The 25,686-nt window shown below is 42.2% G+C and carries 22 protein-coding genes; 12 read left to right on the top strand and 10 right to left on the bottom strand.

The features are described 5' to 3' along the window. Positions 1–20: 20 nt before the first annotated feature. On the top strand, positions 21–827 hold the full coding sequence (locus FTU35_RS00225) for a tetratricopeptide repeat protein (protein WP_026438287.1): 807 nt from the start codon (positions 21–23) through the stop codon (positions 825–827). Between the two features lie 102 nt (positions 828–929). Here FTU35_RS00225 and FTU35_RS00220 read toward each other — a convergent pair whose 3' ends face one another. Together FTU35_RS00220 and FTU35_RS00215 are read right to left on the bottom strand one after the other, a co-directional pair. Continuing rightward, positions 930–1,862: an AEC family transporter gene (locus FTU35_RS00220; RefSeq protein WP_096901559.1), complete on the bottom strand. Its 933-nt coding sequence runs from the start codon at positions 1,860–1,862 to the stop codon at positions 930–932. Between the two features lie 123 nt (positions 1,863–1,985). Beyond that, positions 1,986–3,122 (bottom strand): NADH:flavin oxidoreductase/NADH oxidase, encoded by a 1,137-nt coding sequence (locus FTU35_RS00215; RefSeq protein WP_154321009.1) that lies wholly within the window; start codon positions 3,120–3,122, stop codon positions 1,986–1,988. A gap of 288 nt (positions 3,123–3,410) precedes the next feature. On the opposite strand from FTU35_RS00215, the gene mutM reads away from it, so the two are divergent. Together mutM and FTU35_RS00205 are read left to right on the top strand one after the other, a co-directional pair. Next, entirely contained in the window at positions 3,411–4,271 is an 861-nt protein-coding gene (gene mutM, locus FTU35_RS00210) for a bifunctional DNA-formamidopyrimidine glycosylase/DNA-(apurinic or apyrimidinic site) lyase (RefSeq protein ID WP_154321010.1), read from the top strand. Beyond that, the gene (locus tag FTU35_RS00205) at positions 4,268–4,546 is read left to right on the top strand and encodes a peptidylprolyl isomerase (RefSeq protein WP_004972420.1); all 279 of its coding nucleotides are present in this window, start codon (positions 4,268–4,270) and stop codon (positions 4,544–4,546) included. The genes mutM and FTU35_RS00205 overlap by 4 nt, the downstream gene beginning before the upstream one ends. Positions 4,547–4,637: 91 nt before the next feature. Here FTU35_RS00205 and mscL read toward each other — a convergent pair whose 3' ends face one another. Then, the gene (gene mscL / locus FTU35_RS00200; RefSeq protein WP_004972423.1) at positions 4,638–5,072 is read right to left on the bottom strand and encodes a large conductance mechanosensitive channel protein MscL; all 435 of its coding nucleotides are present in this window, start codon (positions 5,070–5,072) and stop codon (positions 4,638–4,640) included. A 199-nt stretch (positions 5,073–5,271) separates the two neighbouring features. Further along, positions 5,272–7,110: a translational GTPase TypA gene (typA, locus tag FTU35_RS00195; protein WP_154321011.1), complete on the bottom strand. Its 1,839-nt coding sequence runs from the start codon at positions 7,108–7,110 to the stop codon at positions 5,272–5,274. Positions 7,111–7,280: 170 nt separating this feature from the next. Here typA and FTU35_RS00190 point away from each other — a divergent pair, with 170 nt between their 5' ends. The 3 genes from FTU35_RS00190 to FTU35_RS00180 all read left to right on the top strand — a co-directional run bounded on the left by FTU35_RS00190 (position 7,281) and on the right by FTU35_RS00180 (position 11,214). Then, complete coding sequence (locus tag FTU35_RS00190; RefSeq protein ID WP_154321012.1) at positions 7,281–8,651, top strand: uracil-xanthine permease family protein; 1,371 nt, start codon at positions 7,281–7,283, stop codon at positions 8,649–8,651. Between the two features lie 65 nt (positions 8,652–8,716). Beyond that, positions 8,717–9,754: a methyltransferase gene (locus FTU35_RS00185; protein WP_179991558.1), complete on the top strand. Its 1,038-nt coding sequence runs from the start codon at positions 8,717–8,719 to the stop codon at positions 9,752–9,754. Further along, positions 9,751–11,214: an amino acid permease gene (locus FTU35_RS00180; RefSeq protein ID WP_179991557.1), complete on the top strand. Its 1,464-nt coding sequence runs from the start codon at positions 9,751–9,753 to the stop codon at positions 11,212–11,214. Before FTU35_RS00185 ends, FTU35_RS00180 begins: the two co-directional genes overlap by 4 nt. A 441-nt stretch (positions 11,215–11,655) precedes the next feature. Here FTU35_RS00180 and omp38 read toward each other — a convergent pair whose 3' ends face one another. Continuing rightward, positions 11,656–12,696: an outer membrane protein Omp38 gene (gene omp38, locus FTU35_RS00175; RefSeq protein WP_179991556.1), complete on the bottom strand. Its 1,041-nt coding sequence runs from the start codon at positions 12,694–12,696 to the stop codon at positions 11,656–11,658. Positions 12,697–13,071: 375 nt separating this feature from the next. Here omp38 and FTU35_RS00170 point away from each other — a divergent pair, with 375 nt between their 5' ends. Then, positions 13,072–13,590, top strand: a complete 519-nt coding sequence (locus FTU35_RS00170) for a GspH/FimT family pseudopilin (RefSeq protein ID WP_178867341.1) — start codon at positions 13,072–13,074, stop codon at positions 13,588–13,590. A 130-nt stretch (positions 13,591–13,720) separates the two neighbouring features. After that, entirely contained in the window at positions 13,721–14,896 is a 1,176-nt protein-coding gene (locus tag FTU35_RS00165) for a thiolase family protein (RefSeq protein WP_179988517.1), read from the top strand. Positions 14,897–15,025: 129 nt separating this feature from the next. On the opposite strand, the gene FTU35_RS00160 is transcribed toward FTU35_RS00165, so the two are convergent. The 4 genes from FTU35_RS00160 to FTU35_RS00145 form a co-directional block, all read right to left on the bottom strand. Then, positions 15,026–16,012 (bottom strand): diaminopimelate dehydrogenase, encoded by a 987-nt coding sequence (locus FTU35_RS00160; protein ID WP_004972441.1) that lies wholly within the window; start codon positions 16,010–16,012, stop codon positions 15,026–15,028. Between the two features lie 307 nt (positions 16,013–16,319). Then, a complete protein-coding gene (locus FTU35_RS00155) occupies positions 16,320–16,805 on the bottom strand; it encodes a DUF934 domain-containing protein (RefSeq protein WP_167845799.1) in 486 nt (161 codons plus the stop codon). Next, a complete protein-coding gene (locus tag FTU35_RS00150; RefSeq protein WP_180064415.1) occupies positions 16,798–18,441 on the bottom strand; it encodes a nitrite/sulfite reductase in 1,644 nt (547 codons plus the stop codon). Before FTU35_RS00150 ends, FTU35_RS00155 begins: the two co-directional genes overlap by 8 nt. Positions 18,442–18,678: 237 nt before the next feature. Beyond that, positions 18,679–19,839 carry a CaiB/BaiF CoA-transferase family protein gene (locus FTU35_RS00145; RefSeq protein WP_178319464.1) on the bottom strand — a complete coding sequence of 387 codons (1,161 nt, stop codon included), beginning with the start codon at positions 19,837–19,839 and terminating at the stop codon, positions 18,679–18,681. A 210-nt stretch (positions 19,840–20,049) separates the two neighbouring features. On the opposite strand from FTU35_RS00145, the gene FTU35_RS00140 reads away from it, so the two are divergent. From FTU35_RS00140 to FTU35_RS00125, 4 genes are all read left to right on the top strand, one after another. After that, positions 20,050–21,060, top strand: a complete 1,011-nt coding sequence (locus tag FTU35_RS00140; protein ID WP_004972448.1) for an AraC family transcriptional regulator — start codon at positions 20,050–20,052, stop codon at positions 21,058–21,060. A 229-nt stretch (positions 21,061–21,289) separates the two neighbouring features. After that, positions 21,290–22,495, top strand: a complete 1,206-nt coding sequence (locus FTU35_RS00135; RefSeq protein WP_096901568.1) for an acetyl-CoA C-acetyltransferase — start codon at positions 21,290–21,292, stop codon at positions 22,493–22,495. Between the two features lie 11 nt (positions 22,496–22,506). Next, entirely contained in the window at positions 22,507–24,642 is a 2,136-nt protein-coding gene (locus FTU35_RS00130) for a 3-hydroxyacyl-CoA dehydrogenase NAD-binding domain-containing protein (RefSeq protein WP_180064414.1), read from the top strand. A gap of 171 nt (positions 24,643–24,813) precedes the next feature. Continuing rightward, positions 24,814–25,146 (top strand): hypothetical protein, encoded by a 333-nt coding sequence (locus tag FTU35_RS00125; protein WP_004972453.1) that lies wholly within the window; start codon positions 24,814–24,816, stop codon positions 25,144–25,146. Between the two features lie 112 nt (positions 25,147–25,258). Here the strand turns inward: FTU35_RS00125 and FTU35_RS00120 are convergent, their stop codons facing one another. Beyond that, positions 25,259–25,681 carry a GNAT family N-acetyltransferase gene (locus FTU35_RS00120; protein WP_004972455.1) on the bottom strand — a complete coding sequence of 141 codons (423 nt, stop codon included), beginning with the start codon at positions 25,679–25,681 and terminating at the stop codon, positions 25,259–25,261. Positions 25,682–25,686 lie beyond the last annotated feature (5 nt).

Raw genomic sequence — 25,686 nt, 5'->3', positions numbered from 1 at the left:
AACAAGGTACAACTCAAATGATGAAAAAACTACTCATTGCGGGTGCAATCGCCCTATCTAGCAGCATCAGTATGGCAAATAGTAACATTCCAACCGATCCTGCTTTTGCCAAAATTGAACAATTAATGCAAGCCAACAAGGTTAAAGATGCCTATCAGGAATTAGAAAAGCTTGCCAAAACAGGCAATGCGCAAGCCATGTATAACTTAGGCTATTTGACACAAACTGGACAAGGCACAGCAAAAAATGAAAAGAAAGCCATTCAGTTGTATGAGCAATCTGCCCAAAAAGGCTACCCTGTTGCGAGTTATGTTTTAGGCAAAAACTATCTTACTGGCGCACTGGGTTTAAAACAGGATGCTGCTAAAGCCAAACAATATTTACAGACGGCATCCAATCAGGGTTTTAATGATGCCACAGTCGATTTAGCCGTTTTATATTTCTCGGAAAATACGGCAGCATCTGACCAAAAAGGTTTAAAACTATTACAACCTTTAATTGCCAAAGATCATTATCAAGCCATACATGCAAAAGCCTTGTACGAAATTAGCACAGGCTTTAAAAACAAAGATGAAGCACCAATTAAGCAAGGGCTGCAAAGCATTCAAAACTTGGCGCAAAAGGGTTATATTCCTGCACTCATGGCAGTGGGCAATATGTTTGTGAATGGCAATATCGTGCCGCAAAACTTGCCTGAAGCGAAAAAGATTTTTGCCTCACTGGCACAGGAAAATGTAGCGCAAGCCAAAGAATCATTGGCTGTGGTTGAAAAAATGATGGCAGATCAAGCCAAAGCTTCCAACAAGGCAACCGCTAAGAAAAGTTAAGATAGTTTCTTTATAAAAGCTATTAATCAGAGAAATTTTTTAAAAAGTCTGTATCAGCATGGTACAGACTTTTTTTATGATTTGAGCACTTCGATACCGATGCTATAAATACTTACCCGATTGTGTCAATAAAATCGCCACCATCACAAAACCAAAAACTGTACTCAACACCAAGGGGGCTAAGGCTTTTTCATGTAAACCATAGTGCTGCCCGAAAATACCAAAGGCAATTGGCATTGGTAAAGCCGCAAGCAAAGTCCCGACAAATAGCATTTCTCGGTTCACATCTAATGCCCATAAAATTCCAAAAATCGTGAGTGGCATCAGCAATACTTTGAATGCAACCAAAACAATACTTTGCAAATTCACCGACTTGATTTGCATGCCGACCAAACTTCCACCTATCACAAATAAAGCCAAAGGTGAAGCAGTTTTGCCCAACATTTCCAGCACTTGTGCAATAGCTTGCGGCAGTTTGAAATTCAACAATACGCACAGCATACCCAATAAAATAGATAAAATTACTGGATTTTTCAGTAAGCGCTGCACAGTTTCGGCATACACCTGCCAACCTGATTTCGCTGAAGATTGTAGCCCTCGTTCTGCCAAAATCAGCATCAATGCCACAATAATTAAATTTTCGACAATTAAAGTTAAAGACAAATAAATTGCCGATTGACTGCCAATCAACAAAGTCAAAATAGCAGTGCCAATAAACCCTGTATTTGACATTGATGCACCCATTGCCAAGACACTGGCATGGGTTAAGTTTGAATTAAAATAATGCCGATACAGTAAAAAGGCAAAGATAAACAGCAGAATAGAACCGCCACCGTAACCTAAAAAATAAGCGGGATGCCAGATTTCTGACAAACTTTTACTGGCCAATGCCTGCAATAGAAATGCAGGCAACGCCACTTTCATGACAAATTGACCTAGAAACTGAATCGCACTGGTCTCAATAAATTGGCTTCTGACGGCAAAATATCCCAACAGTACTACGGTACAAATGGGAAATAAAATACTCAGTAACACCCTGACATCCTTTTTCAGTGTTGCCCATGATCGACATGGTTTTACTGATTTAGCTTACACCGAAGCTCCCGATAAAGCACGGCAAAATAGTGTAAGTTTCACTTATTTTAAGCAGATAAAATATTAGGATTCCACTTCCGTATCTGTGGATTTAAACGGCGCAAATAAAGTACGGAACCCATGCGGCTGACATCGTAAATATTGCGGGGCAATTTCAATTTTTTCGCCCAATTCTGCCGCAGCATGCCATGGCCAACGTGGGTCATATAAAATGGCACGTGCTATCGCAATTGCATCGGCTTGTTCATATTGCAAAATACCTTCTGCCTGCATCGCTTCAGTAATCAAACCCACCGCAATTACAGGGATTTTTACAGCTTGCTTAATTGCATGAGCAAACGGCGTTTGATAACCCGCATGCACATCAATTTTTTGATCGACATGCAAACCTCCGCTAGACACGTGAATATAAGCCGCACCTAAATGCTCTAGTGCCTTTGCCAAACCCACAGAAGATTCCACATTCCAGCCATCTGCATCATCCATCCAGTCTGTTGCAGAAATTCGCACCCCAATTGGATAGCCTTGTGGAACAGCATTTTGAATCGCTTGAAATACTTCCAATGTAAGGCGAATCCGATTTTCCAAACTGCCGCCATATTCATCTTGGCGGTGATTAGACAATGGCGACATAAATTGATGCAATAAATAGCCATGTGCGGCATGAATTTCGATTAAGTCAAAACCTGCATCCACCGCTCGTACTGCGGCGCTGGCAAAGTCTGCAATGACCTGTTGAATTTCATCTTGCGTTAAAGCATGCGGTGGATGTTCGTGCGATTGAAATGGCAACTCACTGGCCGATACCGTCTGCCAACCATGTTCTTCATTCGGTGCAAACTGTCCTATGCCCTGCCACGGTTTATCGGTTGAAGCTTTACGACCCGCATGTGCCAACTGCACAGCAAATGGCATAGGCGATATACTTTTGACTTTATGCAATAGTGCTTTCATCTGCGCACGCTGCATGTCATTCCATAAGCCTAAATCTGCATAACTAATACGTCCTGCTGCCTGCACTGCCGTGGCTTCTACAATACACATCCCTGCGCCCGACAAGGCATAATTGGCCCATTGCTGCTCATGCCAATAGCTCAATTCACCTTGTTCATTGGCAGAATATTGACACATCGGGGCGATAACAATTTTGTTGGCAAGTTGCAGTGATCCAAATTGAATCGGCTGAAAAAGTAATGTCACGCTGCAAGCCCTCATACAGTGCGATTCACCAAAAGCGAATCATTAAATAAAAAAGAAGTAATCACTCAGAATCTGCCATCTGTTTTAGATGGTTTTTCTATAATAGATGTTTAAAAATGATTTATTTATAACGTGTTGTATGGTTTTTGCAAAGCCTGCTTTTGTTTTACACAGAATAATTTTGCGACAGCACACTATGGCTTGTATTCTATGGATAATGCCCAATATTAAGCGCATTACTGTATGTCCTTGCCTGCTTAATTTCTAAAAGCGGATTGAATTTGTACCATGCCAGAATTACCAGAAGTTGAAACTACCAAAACTAGTCTATTGCCGCTACTTGATCAAAAAGTCCTGAATGTAGAAGTACGTCAAGCCAATTTACGCTGGCCCATTCCAGAAAACCTACATAAACTCACAGGACAAAAATTACTGCAATTGACCCGCAGATCCAAATACATTCTGGCGCAATTTGAACAGGACAGCATGTTGTGGCATTTAGGCATGTCGGGCAGTTTTCGTCTTTGCGATGCGCACGAAGATTTACGCAAACACGACCATTTGATTATTCAGTTTGAAGATATACAATTGCGCTACCACGATCCACGTCGTTTTGGCTGTATTTTATGGCTCAATGAAAGCTCGCAACAGAAACTGATTGATCCACTTGGCCCTGAGCCTTTAAGTGACGCTTTTAACCCCGACTATCTTGCACAGAAGCTCAAAAACAAAAATGTTGGCATCAAAGTTGCAATTATGGATAACCATGTCGTGGTGGGTGTGGGCAATATTTATGCCACGGAAAGTCTGTTTAATTTAGGTATTCACCCTGCACAACCTGCATCATCACTCAGTTTGAAACAGATTGAAAAACTAGTGCTCGAAATCAAACGCATTTTAAAACAAGCGATTGATTTAGGCGGTTCGACCTTACGTGATTACAGCAATGCGATGGGCGAAAATGGCTATTTCCAACAAACCTTGTTGGCGTATGGACGTGCAGGTGAAATGTGTGTGAACTGTGAAACCACACTAGAAAATTTAAAACTGGGCCAACGTGCCTCGGTATTTTGTCCTGAATGTCAGCCTTTGAAAAAAGTACCTACCGCGACCAAAGCTGCAACAAGCAAACGAGGTAAATCAATATGAGAACCGCAATTGTGCGTCATATCTTAGTGAAAGATAAAGAAACCTGTGAGCAACTGAAAAAGCGGATTCAATCGGGTGCTGATTTTGCCAAAATTGCCAAACAATTTTCGACCTGCCCTTCAGGAAAAAAAGGTGGGGAATTGGGTGAGGTCAAAAAAGGACAATTGGTACCCGTCATTGATAAATTAGTGTTTACCGCAGCAGAACGCGTACTACACGGACCTGTAAAAAGTCAGTTTGGTTTTCATTTGGTAGAAGTAAAGTTTCGGATGTAATTTTTATGCATTCAGCGCCTCTCCATCCTAGAGAATAGGGTGCAAACAAACGGCGCATAAAGCGCCGTTTGTTTTGATTGCGTATTAAAAATTATTGACGTTTTTTCAATTCATCACGAATTTCACGTAGCAACGCGATATCTTCTGGCGTTGCTGCTGGTTCTGGCGCTGCTTCTTCTTGTTTACGGCGCATACGATTAATCATTTTCACCATTAAGAACACCACCCATGCCAAAATAATGAAGTTAATTAAAATCGTAAGGAAGTTACCATAGGTCAGGACATTTACACCTGCTTTGGTTAACTCATCTAAAGACTGTAAATTGTTTGGGTTATCGCCCAAAACAAAGAACTTTTGTGTGAAATCCACACCACCGCCAGTGATCACAGTAATCAATGGCATGATGATATCTTTCACTAATGAGTCAACAATTTTACCAAATGCCCCACCAATAATCACACCGACAGCCAAGTCGATCATGTTACCTTTTACCGCAAATTCGCGGAACTCTTGAATAATACTCATTTAAATCTCCAGTTTTTTTGACTTTAATTTATGTGACGAAGTATACATTAATTTTATAGCTTCATTTCCACGTAATTTACTCGGAAATCATCTGCTTTTATATATTGGTTTGCTAATTTTAAACAAAAAATGCCATCAATAAATTGATGGCATTTTTAAATTTTGCTGCCCCGCATGAGGACAACATCATTTTTAAAACTTATTTACCAGAACGGTTACGTTTACGTTCGTTTTCAGTCAAGTAACGCTTACGGATACGAATTGACTTTGGCGTTACTTCAACCAGCTCATCATCTTCAATAAATTCAAGCGCTTGTTCAAGCGTGAATTCAATTGCAGGTACCAGTGTCAACGCATCATCAGTACCAGAAGCACGTACGTTTGTTAACTGTTTCGCTTTGGTTGGGTTAACCACCATATCATCTGAACGAGAGTTAATCCCTACGATCATACCTTCGTAAACTTCTAACTGAGGTTTAGCAAATAGACGACCACGGTCCTGCAATGTGAACAATGCATAGCCAAGGCAAGTACCTTGAACCATAGAAATCAACACACCGTTTTGACGTTTCGCAACTTGACCTGCTTTCATTGGGCCATAGTGTGAGAAGCTTGACGTCATGATACCCGTACCAGAAGTCATGGTCATGAATTCAGAACGGAAACCAATTAAACCACGTGAAGGCACAGTGGCTTCAATACGGATACGACCTTTACCGTCTACTTCCATATTGGTCATCTCACCTTTACGGTTACCCATTTGTTCCATCACAGCGCCTTGGTGCTGTTCTTCTACGTCAAAAGTCACGTTTTCGTATGGTTCTTGCATTTCGCCATCAATCTCTTTCAAGATGACTTGCGGACGAGATACACCCATTTCGAAGCCTTCACGGCGCATGTTTTCAATCAATACAGAAAGGTGAAGCTCACCACGACCAGATACTTTGAAACGGTCTGGACTGTCAGTATCTTCTACACGAAGTGCAACGTTGTGAATTAATTCGCGGTCTAGACGTTCACGAATGTTACGTGAAGTCACGAACTTACCTTCTTTACCCGCAAAAGGTGAGTTGTTGACTTGGAATGTCATCGATACGGTTGGTTCGTCTACAGAAAGCGGCGGTAAAGCTTCTACATTTTTCGGATCACAAATCGTGTCAGAAATATGTAATTCGTCCATGCCTGTTACACAAACGATGTCACCTGCAGATGCAGATTCGATGTCGATACGCTCTAAACCGTGGTAACCCATGATTTTTAAGATACGACCGTTACGTGTTTTGCCTTCTTGGTCAATCACGGTTACAGGTGTATTCAATTTCACAGAACCACGTTGAATACGACCCACACCAATCACACCCACGAAACTATTATAGTCAAGTGAAGAGACTTGCATTTGGAATGGACCATCAACATCAACTGCTGGTGGCTCAACGATATCTACAATTGTTTGGAACAACGGTGTCATATCTTCCGCTAATTCGTCTGGCGCAGGACCAGCAACACCACGTAAGCCTGATGCATATACGATTGGGAAGTCTAATTGGTCATCGGTTGCACCCAAGTTATCAAACAAGTCAAATACTTGATCAATAACCCAGTCTGGACGCGCGTTTGGCTTGTCTACTTTGTTGATGATCACGATTGGCTTCAAACCGCGTGAGAACGCTTTTTGCGTTACGAAACGTGTTTGTGGCATTGGACCTTCTTGTGAGTCAACCAAAAGAAGTACGCAATCCACCATCGACATTACACGTTCAACTTCGCCACCGAAGTCGGCGTGTCCCGGGGTGTCCACAATGTTAATGCGGTATTCAGTATCAGTACGTTTGTCTAACCATTTGATTGCAGTGTTTTTTGCAAGAATGGTAATACCACGTTCACTTTCAATAGCGCCTGAATCCATGACACGCTCAATCTCGCCCGCTCGTTCACCGAGTGCGCCCGATTGTTGTAAAAGTTTATCCACAAGAGTTGTTTTTCCGTGGTCAACGTGCGCAATAATTGCGATGTTGCGGAGAGTTTTAATATCAGACATTTAAATTCAATACGCTATAAATTTGAGGGCAAATTATACAGAAAAATACTAAAGTTTTATAGTGACACTTTATTGACACACACAATTTTTTTGATGAGTGGCGTGCTTTGGGTTTTGTAAAGCTGTGTAACTCGATTAGAATAGCGCCACTTTTGCAATTTTTATGACTCATGTCTGATTTAAACCACTCTCCCCACCCAAAAGACCAGCTCGATTTGGTCTATGGTCTGAATGACCGTCCAAAACCATTCATCGCTTTTTTAGCAGCTTTTCAGCATTTACTGGCAATTATTGTTCCAATTGTCACACCAGGTCTCTTAATTTGCTTGGCTTTAGGTGTTTCCAAACAAGATACCAACATGATCTTGTCAATGTCTTTGGTCATTTCAGGCATTGCAACCTTTTTACAATGTAAAAAAGTCGGCCCTTTTGGTGCAGGTTTGCTCATTGTGCAAGGCACCAGTTTTAACTTTATTGGCCCAATCATTGGTATTGGCTCTGCTATGGTCGCCGCAGGCACACCTGTTGAATCGGTCATGGCGGCAATTTTTGGCGTGGTCATTGCAGGTTCGTTTATTGAAATGGGCGTATCGCAAATTTTACCGTGGGTCAAAAAGCTGATTACACCACTGGTTACTGGCATTGTGGTGCTGTTAATTGGTCTAACCCTTATTAAAGAAGGCCTCATCAGTATGGGCGGTGGCTATCAAGCCATGAGCAATAATACTTTTGCCAATACTGACAACCTGATTATGTCGTGTACGGTCTTAGCCATCATTATTATTTTGAACCGTATCAATATCACCTGGATTAAAAGCTCTGCCATTTTAATTGCCTTGGTGATTGGTTATGCAATGGCAGGCATGATGGGTCATCTCGACTTTTCAGGTCTGAAAGATGCGCCTCTGGTACAAGTTCCAACACCGATGCATTTTGGACTGGATTTCTCTTGGAGCTTATTCATTCCATTGGCATTTATTTATTTGGTGACTTCACTGGAAGCCATTGGTGATATTACCGCGACCTCTAAACTCTCCAATCAACCTGTCGATGGCCCACAGTGGATGCAACGCATTAAAGGCGGTGTATTGGTAAATGGCGCTAACTCATTCTTGGCAGGTATTTTCAACACCTTCCCAAGTTCGGTATTTGCCCAAAACAATGGCGTGATTCAACTTACAGGTGTTGCCAGCCGTTATGTAGGAATTTGGATTGCAGCACTGCTGATTATTTTAGGTCTACTCCCTGCAGTTGCAGGCGTGATTCAGGCAGTACCTCAAGCAGTTCTAGGTGGTGCTGTAATGGTGATGTTTGGTGCTGTCGCAGCTTCAGGTATCAACATTCTTTCAGGGGTACAGCTAGATCGTCGTGCCTTACTGATTATTGCAATTTCTCTTGGCTTAGGCTTAGGTGTTGCACAAGTGCCACAAATTTTGGAACACTTACCTGAATTATTCCGTAATATTTTCAGCTCAGGCGTTGCCACAGGCGGTATTGCAGCACTCATTTTAAATATTGTGCTTCCTGAAACTAAAAAGTAATTGCATGTCCAAAAAACACTGTCTGAGCTGAACTTAGACAGTGTTTTTCTATTGGAGAGAGAACCATGAACCCCCAAAGCGAAGTTTTACTCAGACAATATGACTATTTGTCTGGTCGTGTTCTACTGATCAATGCCCCAACCGATCAACTCCTCGCAGAATTGGGTGACTCAATCCAAGCCTCTGTCTGGACATGGAATTTCAACGACTATCAATACTTTCAAAATCAGCAGGCTCAAGTGCATTTTGGTGCAGAGTTTCCTGCTGCCGAGTTTGATCAAGCAGTTATTTTCGTACCCAAATCCAAAGAATTACTGAATTATTTAATTCATAATGTTGCGGCCCAACTCAAAGTGGGCAGTAGCATATTTTTGGTGGGCGAAAAGAAAGGTGGGGTTGAGCGCGCAGCCAAACAGTTACAGCCTTATGGCAAAATGCTCAAACTTGATAGCGCACGCCATTGCCAACTTTGGCAGCTGATTTTAGAACAAAATGTTCAGGCTAAAGCACTGTCTGACTGGGCACAACGCTATAACATCAGCACACCAAAAGGTGACTTACAAATTTGTGCGCTACCAGGCGTATTTAGCCAAAAGCATTTAGATGTCGGTACTGCAGTTCTATTGCCTTATTTAAGTCAGGTGACGTCTGGAAAAATTGCAGATTTTGGCTGTGGTGCGGGTGTGATCAGTGCTTACTTAGCCAAACTTAACCCTGAAAATCGTATTTTTGCTTTAGATGTCGATGCCTTTGCTTTAGCGTCAACGCTAATGACGTTTGAAAAAAATCAGCTCAATCCACAACAACTTGAAATTAAAGCCGTGACAGGCGTTGAAGATGCACCGCTATTTTTGCATGCCATCGTGAGTAATCCCCCATTCCACCAAGGCATTCAAACACATTACGATGCCAGTGAAAACCTGTGTAAAACTTCACGTCGTCATCTGAAATCGGGTGGTGAACTTTGGATTGTGGCCAATCGCTTTTTGAATTATCCACTCTTAATTGAACAAAGTTTCGGTCAATGCACAATCAAGGCAGATCAACAAGGCTTTAAAGTGCTGTTTGCTAGCACGCAGAAAAATACAAAGGAAGTAGGATGAGCGACTCACACAACAGTAGAAAACTGCAGCGTAAGCTCGGTGCGCGTCATTTAAACATGATCGCCATTGGTGGCTCAATTGGTACAGGTTTATTCCTTGCTTCAGGTGCGACCATTGCCAATGCAGGTCCTGGTGGCGCCTTGCTTGCGTATGCCCTAATTGGCGTCATGATTTATTTTTTGATGACCAGTCTAGGCGAACTTGCAACGCATAATCCAACTTCAGGCGCGTTCTTTACCTATGGCAGTAAATATGTCGAAGGTGGTTTCGGTTTTGCACTAGGTTGGAACTATTGGTACAACTGGGCTATTACCGTGGCATTTGAATTGGTTGCGGTGCAATTCATCATGAAATTTTGGTTTCCTGATATTCCTGGCTTTTACTGGAGTGCATTATTTTTAGCGGTGGTTTTCGCAATTAACGCATTAACCGTCAAAGGTTTTGGTGAGTCTGAGTTCTTCTTTTCTTTGGTCAAAGTACTTGCGATTGTGGCATTCATCATTATCGGTATTTTTATGATTGTCAAAATCATGCTCAACCCTGATGTTGCTACATTTGCCAATTGGAGCAAAGGCGAAGCGCCATTTGTAGGTGGACTATCTGCCTTAATTGGTGTGGCGATGATTGCAGGATTCTCATTTCAAGGTACTGAAATGGTTGGCGTTGCAGCGGGTGAATCTAAAAATCCCAAGAAAACCATTCCAATTGCAATTAAACAAATCTTCTGGCGTATTTTGTTGTTTTATATCGTGTGTATTTTTATTATTGGTACCTTAATCGCCTATGATGACCCACGTTTACTTCAAGCAGCCGCCACCGATAACATTGCACTCTCTCCGTTTACTTTACTATATGAACAGGCAGGCTTTGCCTTTGCCGCAAGTGTCATGAATGCAGTAATTTTAACTGCGATTCTTTCTGCTGGTAACTCGGGTATGTATTCATCGACCCGTATGCTATTTGATATGGCACGTAAAGGCAGTGCACCAAAAGCTTTTGCCCGCTTGGATGCTCGTGGCGTCCCAATGAATGCACTGTATGCCACAACAGCAATCGCTGCACTATGTTTTTTAACAACATTTATTGGTGAAAAACAAGTATTTAACTGGCTTCTGAATATGTCAGGCATGTGTGGCTTTATCGTTTGGCTCGGAATTGCTGTATCGCATTACCGCTTCCGTAAAGGCTATTTGGCACAAGGCTACAAACTTGAAGATTTAGATTACCGCGCCAAATTCTTTCCTTTTGCGCCATGGTTTGCCTTTATTTTATGTGCGATTGTTGTATTAGGGCAAAACTACCAAGCAGTGCTTGAAGGTGAATGGCTCGCTGTTTTATCGACTTATATTGGTATTCTTTTGTTCTTGGTCATTTGGTTAAGCTATAAATGGAAACACAAAACCAAACTGATTGCATATCAGGAGATGGATGTGAAACCACTACACCCTGATCATGACTAAAGTAAATCTTCTTCTATTGCACTTCATTTGAGAAGCTAAGATTCTAAAACAGCCAACATTTGGCTGTTTTTTTATGGCGTAAATTTAAGACAAATTTTATTTTAAAGCAATTTCGTTATTGATAATACGGCGAGAAATCACGCCACAAACTGCTCAATGTTGATTTTCATAATCGCTAATCAACTACTTGATTGACTGAGATACATCAAGTCTATATGTCTTGTCTAAAAAATTTGACTTAGTTTAGGGTTCAACAGACCAAAATATTAAGTACTATCAGCCCCTACTCTATTTACCCTTTATTCTGCAAGATCATACTTTTACAGTATTTTTAAAGCATATTGAATATGGATCATTTTAGGCTCTCTGATCGATACACGCCATAAAAAATAAGCATAAAAAAACGACTCCGAGGAGTCGTTTTTTTCAACTTAACTCAAATTATTGAGCTTGTTGTTCAACAGTCACTGTACGGCTGCCAGTGATCGTCGCGAATACACGACGGTTCATAGCACGACCTTCTTTAGTGTTGTTGTCAGCAATCGGTTGATCCCAAGCGAAACCTTGAGTAGACAAACGAGCTGGATCTACATTGTATTCATTTACAAGTGAAGATTTAACAGAGTTCGCACGCGCTAAAGATAAACGTTCGTTCAATGCACGTGGACCAGTGTTGTCAGTGTGACCTTCGATGCGAGCAGTAGCGTTTGGATATTCAACTAACTTCTCTGCAACTTTAGCGATTTCTGGCTTGTACTGATCTTTGATGTTTGATTTGTTCGTATCAAAGAACACACGAAGTTCCATGTTCAGGTCTTCAGTCAACTCTTGTGGAGCTGGTTGAACTGGAGCAACGGTTTCAACTGGGGCAACTTCTACTACAGGAGCAGCTGGCTTCAAGTGACCGCCAAGAACTACGTTAAGACCAGCTAAAGCTGTGTAGTTCCAGAATTTTTCGTCAAAGTGGTAAGTACCACGTGCTTCAGTACGAAGAGATAAAGCATCGTTCAAACGGAAGAACGCACCCACACCTGCATTACCTAAAGTACCTTCTTCACCATCACGGATATAACCGACACCATTAGCACCTTCTACGTCATATTTATAGTGACCAGCACCTAAAAGTACGTATGGCTTGATTTTGCTGTCATAATTTTTAGTGATTAGATCAGAAGTCGCATAGAAGTTACCTGCGATATTTTGACCCTTGTATTCACCACCGTTACTCACATCACCTTTGATTTGGCTATATTCAGCTTCAAAACCTAACCAAGGAGTAAGCTCAACACCAAGTGCTGCACCAACGAACAAGTCATCATCAAGTTCTGCGCCACTTGTTAAACTACCATCATTACCACCATTGTTATGCTGTGTATCAAACATAGTATAACCAAGCATTAATGGGGTAACAGTTACGCCCGCGTTTGCAGCAGCTAAAGGAGCAGCTACGAGCATTGCTAATGCAATACGACTCATTTTCATGGATTTATCCTCCAGAGATAACAATTGTTGTTCAAGCTCAAGCCTAAATTTTCGACTACCCTGAGATAGGCTTTCTTATACCCCAGTATTATTTTTAAGCTAGTCACTTTGAATCATACAAACACTTTTTTACTTTTCCAAGTGCTTGATAATTTTAATCAAGTAAATTATTGACAAAATTACTTACAATTTCCGTTGTAATTCGGTAACTTTTTACTCAATTATTTGGTGCGAATAGCCTATCTTTCTTGCGGTTTATTCTAACACTTTCACGAAAAGTTGTTTAGTAATTATTATACAACACATAAAGTGCTATAAAACAACAAATTACTCAAATTAATCATAAAAAAACATAACAATAACAGGTATAGACTTATGTCGAATATAAGCAAAAATGGCTTCACGCTGTTTGAATTGATCGTCACGTTAGCAATTAGTGCGATTTTAGTCATGATTGCCCTGCCCTATTTTCATCAGCTGATGGCACAACAAGAACTCAAGCGAATTCAGTATTCATTACAGTCCAGCCTGAAAATAGCACGCTCCCATGCCTTCACCCATCATAGTAATGTTGTGATCTGTCCAACACATGACTTTAGCCAATGCAGTAAGCAAAACTGGAATACGGGTTTTATGATTTTTATTGATCGAAATAAAAATCGTCAGATAGACAACAATGAATACATTCTTTATACAGAAAAAACTGCACTTAAATACGGTACCTTGGATTGGCGTGGCACTTTAAACATACCCAGTGTAACTTTTAATGCACAACAAGGTTTGCCGATCGGCTCGAATGGTAGTTTCTTTTACTGCTCTACTCACGTCGCGAGCAAACGACTGGTGCTTAGTAAAATGGGGCAAACTCGAGCTGAAGACATCAATGGATGTTAACTGAGCAGTCTAAATGATCTTTATATTGTCACTTTATTCTCATCTTTTTTTGCCTATACTGCTGAAGTGATCTATTCCTGCTTGGAATTAAATCTAGACAAAAGCACATATAAAAAACTGGGAGAATAAAATGACGGATATCGTTATTGTAAATGGTGCACGCACTGCAATGGGTGGCTTTCAAGGCAGTTTAGCCAATGTGACTGCACCAGAATTAGGTGCGGCAAGTATCCAAGCGGCCATTCAACGTGCGGGGGTACAAGCAACAGAAATCGATGAAGTCATTATGGGCTGCGTCCTGCCTGCAGGCTTAAAGCAAGGCCCTGCTCGTCAGGCGATGCGTCAAGCAGGCTTACCAGATTCTACAGGTGCGGTCACCATCAACAAACTCTGTGGTTCTGGTATGAAAGCTGTCATGCAAGCAGCCGATGCAATCAAAGCAGGTTCTGCCTCAATCATTGTCGCTGGTGGTATGGAGTCAATGAGTAATGCACCTTATGTACTGACCAAAGCACGTGCTGGGTACCGTATGGGACATGGTGATGTGAAAGACCACATGTTCTTAGACGGCCTTGAAGATGCTGAAACAGGTCGTTTGATGGGCTCATTCGCACAAGATATGGCCAATAGCAAAGGTTACACACGCCAACAAATGGATGACTTTGCGATTCGCTCACTCAAACGTGCACAAACTGCAGTCAATGAAGGCTATTTTGCCGATGAAATTGTCCCTGTGACAGTTGCAACACGTAAAGGCGATGTCATTGTAGATAAAGATGAACAACCTTTTAATGCCAATATTGAAAAAATTCCAACACTTCGTCCAGCCTTCGCTAAAGATGGTAGTATTACTGCTGCAAATGCCAGCTCTATTTCGGATGGTGCATCGGCACTCGTACTCACTTCTGCTGAACATGCTGCTGCCCAAGGGTTAAAGCCTATGGCAAAAATTGTGGGCTATGCAACCAACTCACAACATCCTTCAGAATTCACCATTGCTCCAATTGGTGCGATTCAAAAAGTATTGGATAAAGCGGGTTGGCAAGTTGCAGATGTAGATTTATGGGAAATTAATGAAGCTTTTGCTATGGTCACCATGTGCCCAATGGATGAGTTCAAGCTTGATCCTGAAAAAGTGAATATCAACGGTGGTGCATGTGCACTTGGGCATCCTGTGGGTTCTACAGGTTCACGTATTATCCTGACTTTAATTCATGCGCTTAAACGCACAGGTGGCAAACGTGGCGTTGCTGCTCTCTGTATTGGTGGTGGTGAAGCAACTGCAGTTGCGATTGAATTGCTTTAATGCCTTGAAGCCCTATTTGTAAAACGGAATTAGGGCAGATGGGATACAGTCATTCCCTAACCCCTCTTTATTCAAAAAGCAAAAAGACGAATCAATGATTCGTCTTTTTGCTTACGGCTTGAAAAAGTCTTAGAGCAATTCTGCACGCAACTGTTCAGGCGATTTCATTGACAATAAGCCTGGCGCAACATCGTAAGCAGTTTTTGCACCATATTGCTGCATTTGGTTTAAACGATAACAAGCACGTGCGTAAGCCACCAAAATACTCGCGGTAAACTCAGGATTGCTGTCTAACTTCAATGAGAACTCAAGCACTTGTTTTTGTTCATCGCTGGTATTGCCACTGCGAATGACAAAACCGCCATGTGGCATGCGTTGGTGATCTTTGGCTAAAGTCGCTTCATCAATGAAATTTACGGTTGTGTTGTAGTCAGCGAAATAATCTGGCATGGTCACAATCGCTTGCTCTACCGCAGCAGCATCGGCACCTTCTGCAAGTACGACATAACATTCACGAGTATGTTTATCTTTGGTGCTTAATACAGGACGCGCACCGCTACGCACTTGTTCAATGGCATCATTCGATGGAATGGTATATTGCACACCTGCTTTTACACCATCAACACGACGAATGGCATCTGAGTGACCCTGACTTAAACCTTTACCCCAAAAAGTATAGGTTTCACCATCAGGTAACAACGCTTCACCAAATAAACGATTAATCGAGAACATGCCTGGATCCCAACCAATTGAGATGAGTGCAGTTTTCTTGTTCGCTGTCGCAGGTGCATCTACAGATGCATAATATTCAGGAATACGTGCATGCGTATCGAAACTATCGACAATATTAAATTGGCTCGCCAGTACTGGACCTTGTTGTGGCAAGTCGTCTTTTGAACCACCACATAAAATCAGCACATCAATTTTGTCTTGAAAATCTGACAATGAATCCATGTGAAACACTGCTGTTTCAGCAAAACATGGTGAAACGCTTTCAGGCGCACGACGGGTAAAAATACCCACCAATTGTAAATCTGGGTTTTTATGAATCGCCGTTTCAACACCACGACCTAAGTTGCCATAACCAGCAATACCAATACGGATAGAATTTTGCATAAAGACAAATCACTTCATCATGAAAAAATTGAAAAATAAATCAGAGGATAATCACATCAAATTATCGTCTTGATTGATTTTTGATAATGTAAAAATAACGCCTACATAAGACTGCGATGCTACATCAGCGTGCTTATACTACAGCACTTTGCGGTAAATTAAATCATTAAGAAGTGCGATAAAACAAGCCGTTTGATCATTTTAAGGCAAACAAAAAGCCTGCACATGGCAGGCTGTTTGTAAATGTGTGAACCGCGATATTTCGATAAAATCTATCTACATTTCGATGAAATCCATCATCAATATATTACGCACCTGTTTGATAATTTGGTTTTGGCACTGCGGTAGAAGCTTGATAAGGATGGGTAAAGTCCGCCAAACCTGCTGCAGCTTCTTGCACATCTTTACCTTCTTTAATCACGAAAGTATCGAAACCTGCACGCTTCATATAATTTAAGACGTCTTTAAAGACATCACCGACTGCGCGAAGTTCACCCTGAAAGCCTTGACGGCGTAACAATGCCGCAAAAGAATAACCACGGCCATCGTTAAAACCTGCAAATTCAATAAAAATCGCATCCAGTTCTGCCAATGGAAATTCATGGTTTTCAGGCGAAGCATCTACCGTTAAATATAGGGCTTTTTTACCTGAAATTTGTGCCAACTGATCAAGCTGTTCAACGCTGAGCACCACATCACCTTGCGGTAATGCTGCATCTTCAGCAATCACTTGATAAGTATTGTCTGTAATCGTGCCATCTTTTGCGAGCACAGGCAGTGCGGTATTAAGCATAAGCGCGCTCCTTAAATGGTTGAATGCCGACACGGCGATAAGTGTCGATGAAATCTTCACCTTCACTACGCAAATCTAAGTAGGTATTTAAAATTTCTTCCACCACATCAGGAATCACTTCAGCAGCAAAAGATGGCCCTAAAATATCACCGATTGACGCATCATGGTCTGCATGCCCGCCCAAAGTGATTTGGTAGAATTCCGCGCCTTTTTTATCGACACCTAAAATCCCGATATTACCAACGTGGTGATGACCACAAGCGTTCATACAACCTGAAATATTTAAATCCAGTTTGCCAAGATTATAAATGGTATCCAAATCATCAAAACGGCGTGAAATGGCTTCTGAAATTGGAATAGATTTGGCATTGGCAAGTGAACAGAAATCACCACCCGGACAGCAAATAATATCGGTAATAAAGCCAATATGCGCGCGCGCCAAGTTATTGGCATCGAGCACTTGCCACAATGCAAACAGGTCTTTTTGTGGCACATCTACCAAAGCAATATTTTGCTCATGCGTGGTACGCAACTCACCAAAGGTATATTGATCGGCTAAATCTGCAATCAGATTCATTTCTTCTGTCGTCATGTCACCCGGTGCAACACCTGCACGTTTCAATGAAATGGTGACAATACGATAGCCTTGTACTTTGTGCGCATTGGTGTTGATGTTGAACCATTGCTTGAATTTTGGATACTGTGCAAACAGTTCGCTAAAATCTTCATCGGCATAGTTTTGATAAGCAAATGGCGTGAAGTTTTCATCCATTTTCTGCAAAGTTTCTGCATCAATTTTTAAAGTTTTCACTGTATGTGCAAACTCAGCTTCAACTTTTTCTGCAAATACTGCTGGAGTTAAGGCTTTTACCAAAATCTTGATACGTGCTTTATATTTATTGTCACGGCGACCGTGTAAGTTATAGACACGCAATACTGCTTCTAAATAAGCAATCAAATCTTCACGTGGCAAGAATTCACGAATCACACTACCAATAATTGGCGTACGGCCTAAACCACCACCCACTTTAATTTGGTAACCCGTTTCACCTGCCGCATTTTTAACAATATATACGCCAATGTCGTGAAACGCAGTCGCAGCACGGTCAATTTCTTCCAGTGCAGACACCGCAATTTTGAATTTACGTGGCAAGAAGGCAAATTCAGGGTGGAAAGTTGACCACTGACGAATTAATTCACAGGTTGGACGTGGGTCAGCAATTTCGCCCGCCACGACACCTGCATATTGATCTGTAGTGGTATTACGAATACAGTTACCCGAAGTCTGAATTGCGTGCATTTGTACGGTTGCAAGCTCTGCCAACATGTCAGGCACATTTTCCAGTGCAGGCCAGTTAAACTGAATATTTTGACGTGTTGATACGTGCGCATAGCCACGGTCATAGTCTTTGGCAAGCTGCGCAACTTTACGCAATTGCTTAGAGTTCATCAGACCGTAAGGCACCGCAATACGCAACATTGGCGCATAGCGTTGTACATACAAACCATTTTGCAGACGCAATGGACGATATTCATCCTCAGTCAATTTGCCTGCTAAATAACGTTCCGTTTGGTCGCGGAACTGTGCAACACGTTCATTAATCAGTTGCTGATCGAAATCAGTATATAAATACATGGCGTACAGCTAGTCATTTCTATTATCACGGCTGACAGCATAGCGAGATTCAATCTATCAACAAAATGTGTTTTTTACATATTTCTTAGCGGTTTTATTGATAAGCCATCGCAACATCACAGCCTGTAAGCCTTTGCCAAAATTAACAGGCTTTTTATAGAGCTATCACGAAATAGTGCATGCTTTAGCACTTTTTCTGCTAAAGCATCTATTCGAACTTTTATTTAATACCTATGGTTATGACTTGGCTTCATCTTCATCCTGATTTTTAGTCTGAGATGACCACTGCCCTGCACCCAAAGCCTGCCCTATATAATCGTAACGCATTTGAGAACGTGAAAATTTAATTGGACACGCCAACTGAGTTTCAGTTTTTTCGGCATTCTGCTGAATAGGAACTTCTACTGTCCAACCGCGTTGCTGTGCCAAAGGTGAATGTAAGGCTTCATCTAAAGTGAATACAGGTTCAACGCAGACATCATATTGCGCGAATACCTGCTGCCATGTGGCAAAACTTTGTGTTTTAATTTTATCTTGAATAGCGTGTTTGACTTGCAAGCGCTCTTGCGGATCTAAAGATGCCCCTTTTTCCAAAAGTATCGGTAAGTTTAAAATCTGTGCCAAACCCTGCATAAACTGCGGCTCTAAACTACCGACTGAAAGATAACGGCCATCTGCTGTTTCATAATAGTCATAATAGGTGCCACCATTTAAGTAAGATTGCTCGGCATATTGAGGAACCTGTGCCGCCAAAACTGCTGAAGCGGCCATATTGTTTAAAGTCGCAGCGCAATCGGTCATCGAAATATCAATATACTGCCCTAAACCACTGCGCTGACGTTCTATCACTGCACTTAAAATCGCCACCAAAGCATGCAATGATCCACCTGCTACATCGGCCACTTGAATCCCGAGCGGTGGCGGCCCACCCGCTTGCCGTCCACTATGCCCCGCAATGCCAGACAAGGCTAAATAGTTGATGTCATGTCCTGCCCTTTGTTGATAATCGCCTGTTTGTCCATAACCTGTGATGGAACAATAGATCAGTCGCGGATTAATTTTTGCCAAGCTGGCATAGTCCAGCCCTAAACGCTGCATCACGCCTGGTCTAAACTGTTCCAATACAATATCGAATTCGGCAATTTTATCGTGAATAAGCTGAATACTTTCGGGGGATTTTAAATCCAAAGTAATTGACTGTTTATTCCGATTCAAATAACTGTGCGAAGTCGCTTGTCCATTGGCATAGGGCGGAAATAAACGAATTAAGTCAGGACGGGTTGCCGATTCAATATGAATCACCTCTGCACCCATATCCGCCAAATACAAACTGGCAAAAGGGCCGGGCAATAAGGTGGAAAAATCTAAAACTTTTAAACCGCTCAGTGCATGTGTCATTGTTGTGATTACTCGATTTTTACTGATTTTCCGTTCATCTTATAAACAGCAAAACTGTAACACAATGTCATGTTCAGCCATTTACCTTGATCATTTCGGCAATTTATTATGTAAAATAAGTAAAATTGGTATTGTAAATTGCCAATTTCAATTTTTTAGCGTCATTTAGGTCAAGCTTACGTGAATACAAAAGAGACTGAAGGATTTAACATGAGCAGAGATACCATTAGTATCCATTTTGTAAATGCAGCGCTCACGGGTGTTAAGCGACTCGGCATGGATGTCGAAACCTTATTATCTCATGTCGGTATTGAGGCAGAACTTCTGCGCCAACCGAAAGCACGTATTTCACCTGAACAATATACCCGCTTTATTAAAATGTTGTGGATGGTGACCCAAGACGAACACGTGGGTTTTGATTCTCAGCCACGTCGTTTGGGTACATTCGCGATCATGTGCCAATTGGTAATTCACGCCAAAACACTGGGCGATGCCTTAGAACTCTCTTCGCAATTCTACAAACTGTTTGGTGATGATTGGTCGGTTACCTTAGAACGTGATAAACACGAAGCACGTTTGGTACCATCTATTCCACAAGCTATGGATCCTGATCACTTTATTACTGAAAGTATGTTGATGATTTGGCACGGCTTGGCATCTTGGCTGATTGAACGTCGCCTGCCTTTGGAGCGCGTACATTTTGGCTATCCACGTCCTGCACATGCAGATGAATACGATGCGCTGTTCTTTGCGCCTGTCATGCAATTTGACATGCCACGCACCGAAATTACCTTTGCTGCCGACTACTTGGATTTACCAATTCGTCAAACCCAAGAAACCTTAGACGAATTCTTAAAAACCGCGCCTGCGCAATTGTTGGTGAAATTCAAAAACACCAATTCTTTAACTTCGCGTATTCGTGACGTGTTAAAGAGCCAAATTGGCGAAGAAATGCCAACCTTGAACGATGTTGCATCCATGCTGTACCTATCGCCACAAACCTTGCGTCGTCGTTTGGCTGCAGAAGGTAAAAGCTATCAAGGGGTAAAAGATGCATTACGCCGTGATGCCGCGATTCACCTATTGCTGAATCCTGAACTTACCCTTGAAGATGTGGCACAACAAGTTGGCTTTAGCGAAACCAGTACTTTCCACCGTGCTTTCAAAAAGTGGACTGGCGTCACACCTGGTTTATACCGTCAGTTGCACGGTTATCATTAATTTAGAATCGACAATTCACAATAACTCGTAATTCCAATCGATTGCCCTTGCACACCGCAAGGGCTTTTTTTATCGCTCTATTATAGTTTCAATCTTTCTGCCAAATTACTGCGTCATCCCAATTAGCAAAAAACCTCACTGACCTGTACCGTTCTCGTCATTGCACTTCAAAATTTTCAGATTACACTCAAAAGCAATCATAAAGAAAACTATCGACAAGGGATTGATTATGAGCGAGGCCTACATCATTGATGCCATTCGCACTCCGCGCGGCAAAGGAAAAAAAGATGGCGCATTACACGAAGTTAAACCCATTCGCCTACTCACCACCTTATTGAATGAATTACAGCAACGACATAACTTAGACACCTCTCAAGTCGATGATATTGTTTTAGGCTGCGTTACACCTATAGGTGATCAAGGTGCAGATATTGCCAAAACTGCAGCGATTGCCGCAGGTTGGGACAATGATGTTGCAGGGGTACAAATCAATCGCTTTTGTGCTTCAGGCTTAGAAGCCGTTAATTTAGCAGCACAAAAAGTTCGTTCAGGTTGGGAAGATTTAATTGTTGCGGGTGGTGTGGAGTCTATGTCACGTGTGGCAATGGGTTCAGATGGTGGTGCTTGGGCATTCGACCCTGAAACCAATATGGCTTGTGATTTTATTCCACAAGGTATTGGCGCTGACTTAATTGCCACACTCGATGGCTATAGCCGTACAGAAGTCGATCAATTTGCAGCAGCATCACAGCACAAAGCCGCAGCAGCACAAGCACAGGGACATTTCGAGCGCTCGATTGTACCTGTCAAAGATCAGGCAGGTGTGGTGATTTTGGCACAAGATGAATTTATCAAACCACAGACCACGGCTGAAAGCTTGGCACAGCTCAAGCCGAGTTTTGCCAATATGGGACAAATGGGTTTTGATGCGATTGCCCTGCAAAAATATCCTGAAGCAGGACAAGTCAATCATGTGCATCATGCAGGCAATTCATCAGGTATTGTTGATGGCGCGGCATTGGTCTTGATTGCATCGGAACAAGCGGTACAACAACACAACTTAAAACCACGCGCCAAAGTGCTTGCTACCGCACTGGTTGGCACAGACCCTGCCATTATGCTCACAGGACCCGCGCCTGCAGCACGCAAAGCCTTAGCCAAAGCAGGACTGAACATTGAAGATATTGATCTGTTTGAAGTCAATGAAGCCTTTGCAGCCGTGGTTCTGCGTTTTATTACAGAACTTCAGGTTGATCCCGCCAAAGTCAATGTGAATGGTGGTGCTATTGCCTTGGGTCATCCACTTGGCGCTACAGGTGCCATGATTTTAGGCACCTTACTGGACGAGCTAGAACGACAAGATAAAAAACGCGGCATGGCTACATTATGTGTAGGCGGTGGGATGGGAATTGCCACCATTATTGAGCGAGTATAAGGAGTATAAAAATGAGCGCCATTCACTATTATAAAAATGCCGATAACATTGTCATTCTAACCTTTGACTCACCAAATCAATCTGCCAACACCATGAATGCTGACTTTAGAGATGCATTAGCGCAAGTGGTACAAAAGTTAAAAGCAGACGAACAAGTGGCGGGAATCATTTTCGCCTCTGCGAAAAAAACCTTTTTTGCAGGCGGTGACTTAGATGAGTTGATTCAAGTACAGCCTGAGCATGCCAGCTCATTTTTTCAGATGATTGAAAACCTAAAAGCACAGCTGCGTTATATTGAAACCCGTGGTATTCCTGTGGTAGCTGCCTTAAATGGCACGGCACTCGGCGGCGGATGGGAACTTGCTCTGTGCTGTCATCATCGTATTGCAATTCGTGATGCAAAAACCAAGTTTGGTTTACCCGAAGTGACTTTAGGTTTATTGCCTGGTGGCGGTGGTATTGTGCGGATGGTACGTTTATTGGGTTTACAAACTGCCCTGCCTCTGTTGATGGAAGGCAAACAGCTGAGTGTGGAAAAAGCACAAAGTTTAGGTTTAATCCATGATCTTGCTGAAAATGAAACAGAATTACTCAGCAAAGCCCAAGACTGGATTCTTGCACATCCTCAATCACAACAAGTATTTGATGTCAAAGACTATAAAATCCCTGGAGGAACACCATCTACACCTGCTGTCGCGCAAATGCTTTCCATTGCTCCTGCCATGCTACGCGACAAAACCAAAGGCTGTTACCCTGCGCCTGAAGCAATTTTGAGTGCAGCAGTAGAAGGTGCGCAGGTTGATGTCGATACAGCCTTACGCATTGAATCTCGCTATTTTACCCAGCTCGCAACAGGTCAAATTTCTAAAAATATGATTGGCACCTTTTGGCATGGGCTGAATGCGATTAAATCGGGCAGTGGCCGTCCGCAAGGCATTGCACCGCATCAAACTCAAAAAGTCGGCATTTTAGGTGCAGGCATGATGGGCGCAGGCATTGCTTATGCCACAGCAAGCAAAGGCATTGCGGTTGTTCTTAAAGATGTATCCATCGAACAAGCTGAAAAAGGCAAAGCTTACAGTCAAAAACTATTGGATAAACAAGTATCGCAAGGTCGTATAAGTGCAGAGCGAGCAGCACAAGTCTTAGCCAATATTCATCCAACGGCACAGGCTGCCGATTTACAAGGCTGTGATTTGATTATTGAGGCGGTATTTGAAAATCCTCAACTCAAGGCGCAAGTCACACAAGAAGCCGAAGTTTTTCTGGCAGAACAAGGTGTGATGGCATCCAATACCTCAACTTTGCCAATAAGCGGGCTTGCCCAAGCTGCGCAAGATCAACAGCGCTTTATTGGACTGCATTTCTTTAGTCCTGTCGATAAAATGCCGTTGGTAGAAATCATTAAAGGAAAAAACACCTCTGCCGATACTTTGGCAAAAGCATATGACTTTGTGCAACACATTGGTAAAACACCGATTGTAGTCAATGACAGACGTGGCTTTTTTACCAGTCGGGTGTTTGGCACTTTTGTGCAGGAAGGCTTGCGCTTACTGGCAGAAGGCGTACATCCTGCCAAAATTGAAATGGCAGCTTTAAAAGCAGGTATGCCTGTTGGCCCACTTGCTATTCAGGATGAAGTATCTTTAACCTTATCTGAACACGTGGCACAGGAAGCACGTAAGGCGCTGCAAGCCGAAGGAAAAGACCGACCACTGTCGAGTGCAGATGAAGTCATTCAAACCATGATTCATCAATTCTCACGTAAAGGCAAAGCTGCAGGTGCAGGCTTTTATGACTACCCTGAACAGGGTAAAAAACAGCTTTGGTCGGGATTAAGTCATTGGTATCAAAATACCGAAATCGCTGAACAAGAGATGATTAACCGTTTCTTATTTGTACAAGCACTGGACAGCTTACGTTGCTTGGAAGAAGGTGTTTTAGAATCTGTCATTGATGCCAATGTTGGTTCAATTTTTGGCATTGGCTTCCCTGCATGGACAGGTGGTGCTTTACAATTTTTGAATCAATATGGTTTAACACAGGCTTTGGCACGAGCACAGCAACTTACTGCTGAATATGGCGAGCGTTTTACCCCACCTAAAATCTTGCAAGATCGTGTTGCTGCAGGTGCTAAAAGCATTTAAAGCTAAACTTTAAATTTAAAGCAATCTGGGAGGGATATATCATCCCTCTTTTTATTTGCTCAAAATTACAATGAATATCCCTGCATAAATAGAATTTAATCCGTTTTTCATGCATTTTATGTTATAAAGTTACATAATTTTAAGATTTAGATTCAAATTGGGTAGATGCACATGACCGAACGCCTTACTCCTGAAAAATCACCTTGGGGTTGGAAAGCACTCTTTATTTTCTGTATTTTGGGTGGAATTTTCATGTTTATTTTCTGGTTAGCGGTCACGAATGAACCTGACTACATGCCTAGCCAGCAACAAAAGCAGAATACTCAGCAACACGCCTTTAAAAATGCGCCAGCTATGTCACAAGAAGCATTGGCAAAAGCACAAGCAGATCGTGAAGCACGTGAAGCTTTGGCTGCTGAAACTGCAGATGCACACGGTATGACTGAAACAGAACATGCCAATATGCCTGAAAACCATGAGCCAGCACCCGCACATGGACATTAATATGCGCTAACGGCTCTGTTCATACAGTTTATAAAAAGAAATCGCCATGATCACATTCCATCATGGCGATTTTTATTTTGCACGATTAAAATCAGGACTATCGACAATTCGTTTAAAATATCAATCGCATATCTACATGCGGAATACCACAATCTAAATACGACTCACCCTCAACCTGAAAACTCAAACTTTGATAAAATGGAATCGCGTGTTCCTGCGCAGACAACTTGACCCACGGACGTTGCTGCTGCTTTGCCACCTGAATAATATGCTGCATTAAAACACGTCCCACACCTAAACCGCGCTGTGATTTCAACACTGCGACCCGTCCAATACTGTGATTTTCCAGTAAACGTGCTGTTGCAATCGCCTGTCCAGTTGCATAGACCACAAAATGCAAGGCAACTGCATCTTGTGCATCCCACTCATCTTCAGGCGCAATTCGCTGTTCCTGAATAAAGACTTGCTCACGAATAGATTTGGCCTCTGCAGCAAATTGTGTCCAAGTGCCCGATTGAATTTCATAATCTTGCATCTTTA

It is taken from the genome of Acinetobacter sp. YH12095 (assembly GCF_013419245.1).
Taxonomy (GTDB): Bacteria; Pseudomonadota; Gammaproteobacteria; order Pseudomonadales; family Moraxellaceae; genus Acinetobacter; species Acinetobacter towneri.
Note: the sequence above shows the minus strand (reverse complement) of the source record. Positions and strands in the feature narration are given on the sequence as shown.